The organism is Acinetobacter sp. COS3 (assembly GCF_000475335.1).
Classification (GTDB): domain Bacteria; phylum Pseudomonadota; class Gammaproteobacteria; order Pseudomonadales; family Moraxellaceae; genus Acinetobacter; species Acinetobacter venetianus.
In genome coordinates this window covers 139,115-151,921 of record NZ_AXCD01000012.1, presented here as the reverse complement: position 1 = coordinate 151,921, position 12,807 = coordinate 139,115, and the positions used below count along the sequence as shown (strand labels likewise).

At 40.6% G+C, this 12,807-nt stretch carries 12 protein-coding genes; 6 read left to right on the top strand and 6 right to left on the bottom strand.

Annotation, left to right across the window (positions count from 1 at the left end):
• Positions 1-72: 72 nt before the first annotated feature.
• Positions 73-2,367 carry a phosphoenolpyruvate--protein phosphotransferase gene (gene ptsP / locus IO68_RS24080; RefSeq protein WP_007479111.1) on the top strand — a complete coding sequence of 765 codons (2,295 nt, stop codon included), beginning with the start codon at positions 73-75 and terminating at the stop codon, positions 2,365-2,367.
• A 73-nt stretch (positions 2,368-2,440) separates the two neighbouring features.
• Here ptsP and IO68_RS24075 read toward each other — a convergent pair whose 3' ends face one another.
• Positions 2,441-2,899, bottom strand: a complete 459-nt coding sequence (locus IO68_RS24075; RefSeq protein WP_007479113.1) for a hypothetical protein — start codon at positions 2,897-2,899, stop codon at positions 2,441-2,443.
• Between the two features lie 604 nt (positions 2,900-3,503).
• Between IO68_RS24075 and katG the strand changes: the two genes are divergently transcribed.
• From katG to IO68_RS24060, 3 genes are all read left to right on the top strand, one after another.
• The gene (gene katG, locus IO68_RS24070) at positions 3,504-5,708 is read left to right on the top strand and encodes a catalase/peroxidase HPI (protein ID WP_023013188.1); all 2,205 of its coding nucleotides are present in this window, start codon (positions 3,504-3,506) and stop codon (positions 5,706-5,708) included.
• 90 nt (positions 5,709-5,798) lie between these two features.
• Positions 5,799-6,239 carry a thiol-disulfide oxidoreductase DCC family protein gene (locus IO68_RS24065; RefSeq protein ID WP_004876639.1) on the top strand — a complete coding sequence of 147 codons (441 nt, stop codon included), beginning with the start codon at positions 5,799-5,801 and terminating at the stop codon, positions 6,237-6,239.
• On the top strand, positions 6,236-6,640 hold the full coding sequence (locus IO68_RS24060; protein ID WP_023013187.1) for a DoxX-like family protein: 405 nt from the start codon (positions 6,236-6,238) through the stop codon (positions 6,638-6,640). Before IO68_RS24065 ends, IO68_RS24060 begins: the two co-directional genes overlap by 4 nt.
• Here IO68_RS24060 and IO68_RS24055 read toward each other — a convergent pair.
• A complete protein-coding gene (locus IO68_RS24055; protein ID WP_004876636.1) occupies positions 6,627-7,679 on the bottom strand; it encodes an MBL fold metallo-hydrolase in 1,053 nt (350 codons plus the stop codon). The genes IO68_RS24060 and IO68_RS24055 overlap by 14 nt on opposite strands.
• 389 nt (positions 7,680-8,068) lie before the next feature.
• Between IO68_RS24055 and IO68_RS24050 the strand changes: the two genes are divergently transcribed.
• Entirely contained in the window at positions 8,069-8,977 is a 909-nt protein-coding gene (locus tag IO68_RS24050) for a LysR substrate-binding domain-containing protein (RefSeq protein ID WP_023013186.1), read from the top strand.
• 37 nt (positions 8,978-9,014) lie between these two features.
• Here the strand turns inward: IO68_RS24050 and IO68_RS24045 are convergent, their stop codons facing one another.
• From IO68_RS24045 to IO68_RS24030, 4 genes are all read right to left on the bottom strand, one after another.
• Positions 9,015-9,623, bottom strand: a complete 609-nt coding sequence (locus tag IO68_RS24045) for a glutathione S-transferase family protein (RefSeq protein ID WP_023013185.1) — start codon at positions 9,621-9,623, stop codon at positions 9,015-9,017.
• Between the two features lie 51 nt (positions 9,624-9,674).
• Positions 9,675-10,373, bottom strand: a complete 699-nt coding sequence (locus IO68_RS24040; protein WP_023013184.1) for a helix-turn-helix transcriptional regulator — start codon at positions 10,371-10,373, stop codon at positions 9,675-9,677.
• Positions 10,374-10,496: 123 nt separating this feature from the next.
• Positions 10,497-11,171, bottom strand: coding sequence for an HAD-IA family hydrolase (locus tag IO68_RS24035; RefSeq protein WP_023013183.1), 675 nt, complete (start codon positions 11,169-11,171; stop codon positions 10,497-10,499).
• Positions 11,168-12,100 carry an RluA family pseudouridine synthase gene (locus IO68_RS24030; RefSeq protein ID WP_007479130.1) on the bottom strand — a complete coding sequence of 311 codons (933 nt, stop codon included), beginning with the start codon at positions 12,098-12,100 and terminating at the stop codon, positions 11,168-11,170. Before IO68_RS24030 ends, IO68_RS24035 begins: the two co-directional genes overlap by 4 nt.
• A 460-nt stretch (positions 12,101-12,560) precedes the next feature.
• Here IO68_RS24030 and IO68_RS33570 point away from each other — a divergent pair, with 460 nt between their 5' ends.
• Positions 12,561-12,728: a hypothetical protein gene (locus tag IO68_RS33570; protein WP_227502882.1), complete on the top strand. Its 168-nt coding sequence runs from the start codon at positions 12,561-12,563 to the stop codon at positions 12,726-12,728.
• The last annotated feature ends 79 nt before the right edge of the window (positions 12,729-12,807 follow it).

The following is a 12,807-nucleotide window of genomic DNA, read 5'->3' as shown; positions in this document are numbered from 1 at the left end:
AAGCAATGATTTTTGACATTAGAGCTGTTATAACTAGGCCTATAACGATTCAATAAATTGGAGTAAACATCCATGTCAAACATGCAACTCGACACGCTTAGACGCATCGTACAAGAAATTAATGCGTCCGTCAGTTTGCATGAATCTTTGGACATTATGGTCAATCATGTGGCTGAAGCAATGCATGTTGATGTCTGCTCTATTTATTTATTGGATGAACGAAATCGCCGCTATGTGCTTATGGCTTCGAAAGGTTTAAAACCAGAAGCCGTTGGCAATGTCTCCTTAAATGTTGGTGAGGGTCTGGTTGGTTTAGTCGGTCAACGAGAAGAAATTGTCAACTTAGACAATGCGCCAAAGCATGAACGCTTTGCTTATTTACCCGAGACAGGTGAAGAACTATATAACTCATTCCTTGGCGTTCCTGTAATGTATCGCCGTAAAGTAATGGGCGTTTTAGTCGTTCAAAATAAAGAATCACAAGACTTTAGCGAAGCCGCAGAATCCTTTCTTGTTACCCTTTGCGCACAACTATCTGGTGTGATCGCACATGCTCATGCAGTCGGGAATATTGATGTATTTCGTAAACCGAGTAATGGATCAACCTATAAAACATTCCAAGGGGTTTCGGGTGCTGGCGGTATCGCGCTAGGTCGAGCAATTGTGCTATATCCCCCAGCCGATCTAACTGCAATTCCTGATCGTGAAGCTGAAGATATCAGCGATGAATTAGAACTTTTGGATCAAGCGATTGCTTCTGTTCGTCTTGAAATTCAGTCCTTAGATGAAAAAATGCAAGACTCACTCATGTCAGAAGAACGTGCATTGTTTAGCGTGTTCTTACGAATGTTGGATGAAAATGTCTTGCCGAGTGAAATTAAAGAGCACATTCGAGCAGGAAGTTGGGCGCAAGGTGCTGTGCGTAAAGTTATCGATAAACATATTGCGCTATTTGCGCAAATGGAAGATGACTATTTACGTGAGCGTGTTTCCGACTTAAAAGATCTTGGTCGTCGCATTCTCGCATGTTTACAAGAAGCCGATTCTAGTCACCGAGAACTGAGTCCAGATAGTATCCTGATCGGCGAAGAAATCAGTACTGCTGCGTTGGTCGAGCTTCCTGTCGATAATATTGCTGCAATTGTAACTTCTGAAGGTGCTGCCAATTCACATATGGTGATCGTGGCGCGCGCTCTCGGTATTCCAACGGTTGTTGGTGTGACTGAGCTCCCAATCACGACGCTTGATGATATTGAAATGATTGTGGATGCGTATCAAGGACGTGTCTTTGTCAATCCACCACGTCGTTTACGTCAACGTTATAAAGAAGTTCAAAAAGAAGAAGAACAAATTGCAAAAGATTTAAAGCAGTACGAAACTAAAGATGCTGTAACGCCTGATGGTGTTGCTATTCCGTTATTCGTCAATACGGGTTTAATGATCGATGTTGTGCGCGGCGTACAACGTGGTGCAAAAGGTGTTGGTTTATATCGTAGTGAAATTCCATTTATGCTACGTGAACGCTTCCCTGGTGAAGAAGAACAACGCGCCATTTACCGCCAACAGCTCAGCCATTTTGCCAATAAACCTGTGATTATGCGTACACTGGATATTGGCGCGGACAAAGACCTTCCTTATTTCAGCATTGAAGAGGAAAATTCTGCTTTAGGTTGGCGTGGTTTACGTTTCACCCTCGATCATCCTGAGATTTTTTCAGCACAAATTCGCGCGATGCTCAAAGCCAGTATTGGTTTGAATAATTTACATATTCTTCTTCCGATGGTGACTAGTGTCAGTGAAGTAGAAGAAGTGTTGTATTTACTTGAGCGTGACTGGATTGCGGTCCAAGAAGAAGAGCAAGTCAAAATCACACGTCCTAAAATCGGAATTATGGTTGAAGTACCAAGCGTACTATTACAAATTGGTGAGTTTGCCGAACTGGTTGATTTCTTCTCGGTGGGTTCAAATGATTTGACTCAGTACTTACTTGCTGTAGATCGTAATAATCCGCATGTTGCTAACGTATATTCGCACTTCCACCCTTCGGTATTACGTGCCTTAAAACGTTTAGTTGAAGAATGTCATATTCATGAAAAGCCTGTAAGCGTCTGCGGTGAAATGGCTGGTGATCCACTATCAGCAATTTTATTAATGGCGATGGGCTTTAATACGCTCTCTATGAGTTCGAGTAACATCTTGCGTGTACGCAAAGCAATTTGTCATGTGCCTATGACAGATGCTCAAAGATTATTAGATGATGTTCTGCAAATGAATAATCCTCTGGTCGTAAAAAGTTGGTTAGAACATTACTTTAAGACACATGGGCTTGGCGATATGGTTAAATCCAACCGTTTAGTCGGTGCCTAACGCATTTTTAAAAATAAAGAAAAAGAGCGATTATTCTTAGAATATCGCTCTTTTTTATATCAGTATTTAAATTTTACTTAGTTTCACGTAAGTAGATTTGCTGCTTAGTCCCATTCAATGTAACTCGCGGAAACTTACGATCATAATCAATCACAATTGCATCTTTACCTGAGAGATTCTTCATATCAGACTCCCATGTCACGTAATAAGTAACTTCCGCATCACTTCTTACTGGTGGTCGAATCAACTTCAGATGATCCGTAGGTAAGCTCAATTCAACACGAAAAGGGACTTGTGATACTTGAACTTTCTTTTGTTGAATCAGGGTTGCTGGGACATCCGCCATACGGCTTTCGACAGCATATAGACTTACTGTGCCCTGTTGTGGTTGAACGCTGTAATTTCCTTGCCCAACAAATTCTACCGTTACGGCGTTAGAGTGATTTGCTTTGATATGATCTGTTTGTGGCATAGAGCTACAACCCGTTAAAGCTGTCAAAGATAGACCAAGACTCAGTGCTATTTTTTTCATTTTTGAAATCTCTTCATTAATCAAACAAAAATACCATAACCAACTCCAAAAACTACTCCACTTACACATCTTCAACTCAAAGCATCATCAACAATTAAAATATTAACTCAGCAGACTATTTGTAACGAATCACTTGAGATAATGGAATTAGTTCCTAGCTCGATGAAAATAGCTGACTTTTACATAACTGCAACAGATGACAGCCATTATTATTTTAAAAAGCCAAATATTTTTAAAGCATTCTCGGCTTAGCTTCGACGGATACTCGACGAAAGTAAAATAATTCAATAATTCTTTATTTTTCATTATGTTTTATCTTTTTTTAACAATTTATACATCCACAACAACACAGTTCATGTTTAAGATTTATGCAACTTCAATCGAATAAAGCATTTAAGACATCAACTTTAATCCATTGGAAAAAAAGGTTTCATAAACCTAGAGTAAAAGTACAAAGAATGTGAACTGATTCATGTGAAACCAAATTTAGGCATCTCTTAACTCGATACCCAATTTGCAGGATGAATCACTAAAACATTCATAATTTTGAACGGTAAATAGTTGAAGTGACTTCGCTCACAAGTCATTTTGATGGAGAAAGATCATGAGCCAAGACGATAAAGTACAAGCAAATACAACGTCCTCAGGACAATGCCCTGTTCTCCACGGCGGCAATACGGAAATGAGCGGTGGCCCAATGGCGTGGTGGCCGAATGCTTTAAACCTCGATATTTTACATCAACACGATAAAAAAACTGATCCAATGGATCCAGATTTTGATTATGCCAAAGCATTTGCTGAGCTTGACTTAGAAGCTGTTAAACAAGACCTACGTGAATTGATCAATACTAGCCAAGATTGGTGGCCAGCGGATTGGGGCAGTTATGTCGGGATGATGGTTCGTACCGCATGGCACCTTGCAGGAAGCTATCGTAAACAAGATGGTCGCGGTGGTGCAAATACAGGTAATCAACGTTTCGCGCCATTAAACAGCTGGCCTGATAACGTCAATACAGATAAAGGCCGCCGTTTGTTATGGCCAATCAAGAGAAAATACGGCAACAAAATCTCATGGGGCGATTTAATCGTACTCGCAGGTACAGTGGCATATGACGTTGCTGGATTAAAAACCTTTGGTTTCGCAGGCGGCCGTGTCGATATTTGGGCACCTGAAAAAGATGTGTACTGGGGCAGTGAGAAAAAATGGTTAGATGCAACTAAAAACCGTTATGACAACGATCAAGATCGTGCATCTCTTGAAAATCCACTTGCAGCAGTACAAATGGGTCTAATCTATGTCAACCCAGAAGGTGTAGATGGTGTACCTGATCCATTGCGTACTGCACAAGATATGCGTACCACATTTGACCGTATGGGGATGGATGACGAAGAAACGGTTGCTTTAACTGCGGGTGGTCATACTGTTGGTAAGGCACATGGTAACGGTAAAGCAGAAAACTTAGGCGCTGATGTGGAAGGCGCTGACGTTGAGTTCCAAGGCTTAGGTTGGCATAACTCAGAAGGCACAGGCAATGCTGGTAACACCATGGTCAGTGGTATCGAAGGTGCTTGGACGACTCATCCAACTAAATGGGATAATGAATTTTTCTACTTACTTTTCACTTATGACTGGGAATTGCGTAAAAGCCCTGCGGGTGCGCATCAGTGGGAACCAATCAATATTAAAGAAGAAGATAAACCAGTTGACGCCCACAATCCGAATGTTCGCCGCAACCCGATCATGACTGATGCGGATATGGCACTTAAAATTGACCCAGAATACCGTAAGATTTCTGAACGCTTCTATCGTGACCCAGCTTATCTTGCAGAAGTATTCTCTCGCGCTTGGTTCAAACTGACGCATCGTGATATGGGGCCAAAAAGTCGTTATTTAGGTGCGGATGTACCAGCAGAAGATTTAATTTGGCAAGATCCAATTCCGACAGTAGATTACACCTTAACTGATGGTGAAGTCGCGGAACTCAAAGCGAAGTTACTTGCAAGTGGTCTATCGGCTAGTGACCTCATCACAACCGCTTGGGATAGTGCACGCACTTACCGTGGCTCGGATTTCCGTGGTGGTGCAAATGGTGCACGTATCCGCTTAGCGCCACAGAAAGACTGGGTAGCTAATGAACCTGAACGCTTACAAAAAGTCTTGGCAGTGTTGGAGTCAATCCAAGCCAGCTTAAGCAAGAAAGTAAGTATTGCTGATCTCATCGTACTTGGTGGTACAGCGGCTGTTGAACAAGCAGCACATAAAGCTGGTGTTCAAATTACCGTGCCATTTGCAGCAGGTCGTGGCGATGCAACTGCCGAACAAACAGATGTTTATTCATTTGAACCTTTAGAGCCGTTACATGATGGTTTCCGTAACTGGCAGAAACAACACTATGCAACGACACCAGAAGAGTTATTGCTAGACCAAGCTCAACTTTTGGGATTAACTGCACCTGAAATGACTGTTTTAGTTGGTGGCTTACGTGTACTTGGTGCGAACTATGGCGACAACCCTCAAGGTGTACTCACAGATCGTATTGGTGTGCTCAGCAACGATTTCTTCGTAAACTTGACGGACATGCAGTACAACTGGAAACCAACAGGCCGTAACAACTACAACATCGTTGAGCGTGACAGCGGTACAGTAAAATGGACAGCAAGTCGTGTGGACTTAGTATTTGGTTCAAACTCCATTCTACGTGCTTATGCTGAAGTCTATGCACAAGATGACAACAAAGAGAAATTCGTAAAAGACTTTGTTAAAGCTTGGGTCAAAGTGATGAATGCAGATCGTTTTGATCTCGCCTAATCCATATGATATTTTAAATGAAAGAAAATAAAGAACCCTCGTGGTTCTTTATTTTTATATAAAACGCAAAATATTAGTAGAAAAATAATCATGCCAAATCAAATCCAACAATTGATTCAAGAACACAACATGATCCTATTCGATGCGCAGTGTGTGCTCTGCTCCGCTTGGGCTGACTTCATGATCAAACATGACCATCAAACTCAATTCAAATTAGTCTCTGTTCAGTCTCAACTAGGACAACAAATTCTTAGAAAATATCAATTTCCAACTGACCATTTTGAAACCATGATTTTGCTAGAAAAAGGTCAGCTTTATACCGAATCAACTGCTTTTTTGCGGATCATGCAGCGTCTCGATTTCCCTTATTCCAGTTTAAAATACGGCAAACTGCTTCCAAAAAAGTTACGCGACTTTGCCTATCGTCGCATCGCATTAAATCGTTATCGGCTATTTGGCAAAACTGAGCACTGCTATGTTGTTGGTTCAGATGTGGAATCGCACTTTTTATTAGATGAGAAATTAAAATGAAGAATGCTGAAATGGCGCTTCATCGTATCTTAAAATTTTGTCAGTTGATGATTGCGCTACTTTGGATTTATCAAGGGTTATTTCCCAAATTCATCTTTCAAGTCGCTGATGAAAAGGTATTATGGCAGTTCATACATATCCCGACATCCTATATCACCGATATGATTGTTTTATCAGGGATTGCAGAAATTATTTTTGGAAGTCTATTCTTATTTATCAAACATCAGTATTTACATTATCTGAATTTATTGGGTTTGACCCTCTTATTGCTCTGCGTTCTATTGATTTATCCAGACAGGATTTATCAAGCATTCAATCCTGTCGTTATGAATTTGGGGTTAGGTAGTCTCTCAGTCATCGCACTTTGGTGCATTGATGCTCAAAAAGTTAAGCCCGAATAAAATGACCTTCACGAATACAATAAAAAGGATTAACCAATTTTGAAGAAGACTTCATCGCTTGCTGTAGTTCATGCTCTGGCGCATCGCGCTTTTCATCCGTAAGCTGAAAAGTTCGATAATGAATCGCCAAGGAACGATGTGCGTGTAAATCCAAATGTGCATGGAACGCATCTTGCGGGTTCATATGTACATAACGCATCAATTTTCGTGGCTCATACGCCCCGATTGGTAGTAGCGCAACTCGTGCATCTCCATAACGCTCATGGATCTGTTTAAAGTGGCCTGCATAACCTGTATCACCAGCAAAGAAACAGTGTCCAGTTTTTGCCAATAACGAAAATCCCCCCCAAAGTGCTCTATTTTGATCTCGGATTCCACGTCCTGAGGCATGTTGCGCTGGTGTGTATGCAATCTTCAACTCATCATGGAACGGAATTTCTTGCCACCAATCCATTTCAATCACATGCAAATGTTTGGGCATATAGTGACTATTGCCTAAGCCTGTGTAGATTGGCATCTCGAATTTTTCATGCAACCATTCTAAAGTCGCAAGATCCATATGATCGTAGTGATTGTGGCTCAATAGTACGCCATGAATCGTAGGTAAATGCTCAAGTGCGATTCCAGCAGGACAAGCACGCTGCGGCCCTTGCCCTTGTTTAGGACTCACATATTCACACCAAACTGGATCAGTCAAAAAGTTATATGGCCCAATTTGAATCAAGACTGTGGCATGACCAACAAACCAGATTTGCCAGTTATTGAGGTCTGCTTCGGGTCGATTTTGCGGAAGCTCCAACATATGGTTACGCATGTTCCATTCATGCGAACGGTCAACATTCCACGTATAAGATTTACGTGTCGCAAGCCAAGTCAGTAATCCTTTTCGATCAAAAGGGGTTAGACGCTTTTCCAAATTATAAAAGCGATCAACACCACAATGATCAGATGTTTCATGTGGAAATGGAGGTTTCCCAAAAGTATGGCTCAAGCAAGATTGGGTCGGCAATTGATAGGTTAATGTCGGCTTATCTTTCATGTACTTCTTCTATAATGAAATCTGATCATCTTTAGCATCAATGAATAAGCTTAAAATGATAACGGAATATCACTCTAACTTTTTTCAAATCAATCTATTGTATGAGTTTTGAGAGGGTTTGATTACAGTTAAACGATCAAATTTGATCCTAACATAACGTTTTTAGTTATGCTGATTTTCTTTACTTGAGTCAATACAAATTTAAGTTATTGCTAAGCTTCATGATCTAGATTACTCCTATCGAATGCTTAATTTTTTAATACATTTTTTATATTTTAAAATGAAGCATATTGTATAAAAAAGCAGCTACTATATAATCCGCCACACAGAACGACTTTCGAATACCCATACTTTTAAAAATAACAGTAAGACATACTTGGATCAGTCTTATGGAATTACGACATTTACGCTATTTCATCACCGTTGCAGAAGAACTTAGTTTTAGCAAAGCTGCAATCAAACTTCACACCGCTCAACCATCTTTGAGCCAGCAAATCAAAGATCTGGAAGATGATGTTGGTGTGCAGTTGTTTCACCGTACCAAACGCAAAGTAGAGCTGACCGAAGAGGGTCATGTATTTTTGGAACAAGCTCGCTTAACCTTAAATCAAGCGGATAAAGCGGTAACAATGGCTCGCCAAGTCGCAGCGGCAAAAGTACAATTTCTTCGTATCGGTTTTGTGCCATCGGCTGAAATACGGATTTTTCCTTATATTATTCCACGCTTGAGAGTCAAAATTCCTAAGCTTCAAATCCGAACACTCAACTTAAAAGAAAGTGATCAAATTAATGAATTAAAGAAAGGCGATTTAGACATTATTTTTATAAATCAAGATTTTCAAAATGATACCTTTGCGAGCCAACTCGTACTGAAAGAGCCTTTGATTTTTATGCTACCCAAACGACATCCTCTAGCGAATGCAGATGAAATCACAACGGATCAACTCAACGGCTTAGACCTTACGATTCTTTCACACAAACTATCTCAGCCACTCGCAAAAACGATTTTGCAGTTTATCGATCAGCATCAAATTAAGTTCAAAACCATCCATGAAGCCAACGGTATTGCGGAAAGCATCGAAGCCGTAGATTCAGGACAAAGTTGTGCTATTTTGCCATCATATATGCAAGCATTGGCAACCGAGAAGGTCGTAGTGAAAGCCTTAAATCATGCATTGCCTTGCTTAGATGTATTTATGAGCTTCAATAAAATCTCATCGAATGAAACGACTGAACAATTCTTAGAAGAAATTCGGCTGGTTTTTGATTTGGATCAATTTCCACTTTATGCAAGTTAAAAAAAGCCGACTTCGTCGGCTTTTGATTGATGATCACTTAAGCATTGCTAAAAACCGCAGCAAACTTTTGGAAACCTGGTCGTTTGGAAATGTGTTCTAAATAACGTTCAATCGCTGGATGTGATTGCACTTCATTCATTTTTAATTGCCAAAATAGCATTGCCGCTACCGAAACATCTGCTGCGGTAAATTGCTCACCACATAAATAAGGACTCGCCTCACCCACCCCCTGCACAAAAGCATTATAAGCATCTTCATAGTCACCATAACCGACAGACATTTTTTGCTCTGCTTTCACATCAATGCCCAGCATTTTATTGGTAGATGCGGCTTCCCAAGGACCAGAGATAAAGAATAACCAACGATAATACAGCCCACGTTTGGGATCATTCAATGCTGGTGCTAAACCTTTCTCTGCAAATTTATCTGCTAAATAAGCGCAAATTGCATCAAGTTCATACACCACCACATCACCATCGACCAAAACAGGGACTTTGCCAAATGGATTGATTTTTAGATACTCAGGTGACTTCATTTCTGTCTGATAAGCCACCTCAATGCGTTCACACTCAACACCTAATTCAATCAGTAACCAGTCTACAACCACACCGCGAGACATATTATTGGTATAAAGTTTAAGTGCCATTTTGATATTTCCTTGTTTGTTGGTTTTATCTAAATTTAATGGCTGTGATTGTCAGTTTTTGTCAGTAGTCGCACGACAAACTTCTTGTGTCCACCATTGTTGAAATAATTGTTGTTTAAATTCTGGGTAAAGTTCTTGGCTGAGGCTCAATTGCTGGATGCGATCAATTCGAAAGTGCCTAAAACCATCACGCAGTTCACACCAAGCTGCAAGCACGATGCGATCATTAAAATAACCTAAAGCAAAAGGCCACAAAACTCTAGAGCTGATTCTTTGCTGTTCATCAGCGTAATCCACGGTGATTTTAACTTGTTGTCGAATCGCTAAACGAACTTGTTCCACCAGCATTTCATTGACAGGTAGCCATGCTGTAATTGATCTCAATGTGGTTTGCTCTAATAAATGCTGGCAGTGTTCAGGTAACACGGCATTTAACTTCGCTAGAACGGCTTTGGAAGCAGATTTTAAAGCTTGATCTGGAATATCATTTAGCCAATTTAACGCTAGGAAAATGGCCTCAATTTCGGTTTCATTCAAGGTCATTGGCGGCAACAAAAAATCTTCTTTAAGCTGAAAGCCTAAACCCGCCGCCGCATCAATATTCACACCTTGATCACGTAAGGTTTCAATATCTCTGTACACACTGCGCTGACTGATCTGCAATCGCTCTGCTAACACCTGTGCTGTGACTGGATAATGATATTCTCTTAAAAGTTGCAGCAGATTGAGCAAACGAATTGAGCGTGACATGAAATTCCTATTGTTATTATTCAAAAGCTGAAAATGGAAGTTCCTCTCCATCGTTATTATTTTTAGGCTTGTTCCATCATAAATGACTTATAAAATGATGGAACAAGCTTCATATATAATCTACTAAGCCTCAGTTAACACTGTAGCTTGTATGCTTGTTTGTAAATAACGATGTAACTCAGACACATTATTTGCAATTGTTAAGGGTTGATACTGCTCTAAGATTGAAATGCTATGCACACCATAGCTCACGCCAATACGTGGCATATTTAGATTTTGTGCCATCTCGAGATCATAACTGGTATCCCCCACCATAATCGCACGTTCAACAGCCACATCTAATTCCGCTAAGATTTGCTCTAACATCAATGGATCAGGTTTCGACTTGGTTTCACTCGCAGCACGAGTAATGTCAAAAATGTTATGGCTCTCCGTTTGACTTAACACTCGATCTAAACCTTTACGACTTTTTCCAGTAGCAACCGCAAGCTTTAAACCCTGCTGCTTAAGCTCAGTCAGTAATTCAGCCACACCTGCAAACCAAGCATCGCCTTTAGAATTGGCAACGTAATGATCCGCATAACATTGCAAAATATCTTGCTGCAAATGTGGTACTTGAGGAAATAATGTTTGCATTACTTCAGGTAAACCTAGACCAATAATACTTTTAGCTGCTTCATCCGTAAGTGGTTGTTGAAATTGTTGTGCTGCATATTGCAGACTTGCCACAATTTGCCCTACCGAATCGAATAAGGTTCCGTCCCAATCGAAAATCACCAGTTCGATTTTTTGACTCATTTCTGCTTTCTCAACTCATCGACCACTTGCTGCATATCATCAGGCATTGGTGCTTCAATCACAGGATAATTAGGGATTTCTAAACGCAATGCATGTAAGCATAAACGTCTTGCTTCTGGCCCTGTATAGGCACTGTTATGTCCATATTTATCGTCACCCACCAGTGGATGACCAATACTTAAACCATGCACACGAATTTGATGTGTACGTCCCGATAATGGTGAAGCATGTACTAAGGTTGCTGCCTTATAACGTTCAATGACTTTCCATTCCGTTTTACTTGGCTTACCGTCTTTGCTGACACGCACACGACGTTCGCCATTGGCCAGCTCATAACGCAACAGAGGTGCATCAATCAACTGCTGATCTAAGCTGACCTGACCTTTAACAATTGCAGCATAGGTTTTCTTAATTTTATGTTCACGAAGTAAATCTTGCAGTAATTTCAGCGTACTACGCTTTTTACTGATCATCACCAAACCAGAAGTATCACGGTCAATACGATGGATCAGTTCTAAATACTTTTTCCCTGTCGCAGCGCGTAAAGCTTCAATCAAACCGTAAGCCACACCACTACCACCATGCACAGCAATGCCTGAAGGTTTGTTCACGACTAATAGACCTTCATCCTCATACACGACTCGGCTGAGTAGGCTTTGTGCCACACTATCACTCACTGGTGCAGCTGTTTCGTCTTTTTGTTCATAACGGATCGGTGCGACACGGATCTGGTCACCAATACTTAAACGAGTCTCTGCTTTTATTCTTTTTTTATTAACGCGTACTTGTCCTTCACGAATCAAACGATAGATTCGACTTTTGGGAACACCTTTTAATCGGGTAAATAAAAAGTTATCTATTCGCTGCCCGTCTTGATGCTCATCCACGTCAAACCAAGTGACACTTTGCCATTGTTGTGTAGAATTCATACGCTCGATTAATCCAAGATTTGCTAAATATGATTAAAAAATGATCATTTAGCTAAGTTATTTCACAAGAAACCTAAACTTAGCCCATAGGCAGATGCTGCAAGGTTTGGTATATTCAGCGCACGGATACCACCGTAAGTGAGTATCAAATCGGAAATTTTATTTTAGATAAAATTTTAAATCGAAGAGATATTCACCAACAACTCGGATAGGTCCTAAAGAATTATGCCGACGCCGAAGGCTTATTATATCGGCAAAATGGCAAACTGTTGCGTTTAATTGTGCATCTGCACATACAGTTTGTTCAGAAAAAATATGTCGCCAGCAATTTGCTGGTTATTAAACGTAAACTGATCCACATCAGACAATTTGCTCCCTGATGTCGCATTCAGGCTAAAGCGTTGATGCATTGGAACTGCCAGGCAGAGATACGATGATCATTCCGTATCGAGACTTCCAGATGGATCGACTTCAATGCTTAATGACAGTGAAAGTCACCATCCAATGCACCGCTCACCCGCCAGTGAAGCGTACAGGAAACTTTGGTTATGTCGGGTTGAGTGATATTTCACAGATGCAAAACATGGATGAAATATCAATTACCCTAAGATTGAAGCAATATTGCTAACATCGAAATAACGGTATCAAAGCCCAAACTGGATACTAACAGTCAGTGGTTTCAGAGCATCGTACATAAAGTTGCTTCT

Bases quoted from the DNA above. Each gene is read 5' to 3' on its own strand.
- ptsP (WP_007479111.1), top strand. From the start codon at position 73: ATGTCAAACATGCAACTCGACACGCTTAGACGCATCGTACAAGAAATT.
- IO68_RS24075 (WP_007479113.1), bottom strand. From the start codon at position 2,899: ATGAAAAAAATAGCACTGAGTCTTGGTCTATCTTTGACAGCTTTAACG.
- katG (WP_023013188.1), top strand. From the start codon at position 3,504: ATGAGCCAAGACGATAAAGTACAAGCAAATACAACGTCCTCAGGACAA.
- IO68_RS24065 (WP_004876639.1), top strand. From the start codon at position 5,799: ATGCCAAATCAAATCCAACAATTGATTCAAGAACACAACATGATCCTA.
- IO68_RS24060 (WP_023013187.1), top strand. From the start codon at position 6,236: ATGAAGAATGCTGAAATGGCGCTTCATCGTATCTTAAAATTTTGTCAG.
- IO68_RS24055 (WP_004876636.1), bottom strand. From the start codon at position 7,679: ATGAAAGATAAGCCGACATTAACCTATCAATTGCCGACCCAATCTTGC.
- IO68_RS24050 (WP_023013186.1), top strand. From the start codon at position 8,069: ATGGAATTACGACATTTACGCTATTTCATCACCGTTGCAGAAGAACTT.
- IO68_RS24045 (WP_023013185.1), bottom strand. From the start codon at position 9,623: ATGGCACTTAAACTTTATACCAATAATATGTCTCGCGGTGTGGTTGTA.
- IO68_RS24040 (WP_023013184.1), bottom strand. From the start codon at position 10,373: ATGTCACGCTCAATTCGTTTGCTCAATCTGCTGCAACTTTTAAGAGAA.
- IO68_RS24035 (WP_023013183.1), bottom strand. From the start codon at position 11,171: ATGAGTCAAAAAATCGAACTGGTGATTTTCGATTGGGACGGAACCTTA.
- IO68_RS24030 (WP_007479130.1), bottom strand. From the start codon at position 12,100: ATGAATTCTACACAACAATGGCAAAGTGTCACTTGGTTTGACGTGGAT.
- IO68_RS33570 (WP_227502882.1), top strand. From the start codon at position 12,561: ATGGATCGACTTCAATGCTTAATGACAGTGAAAGTCACCATCCAATGC.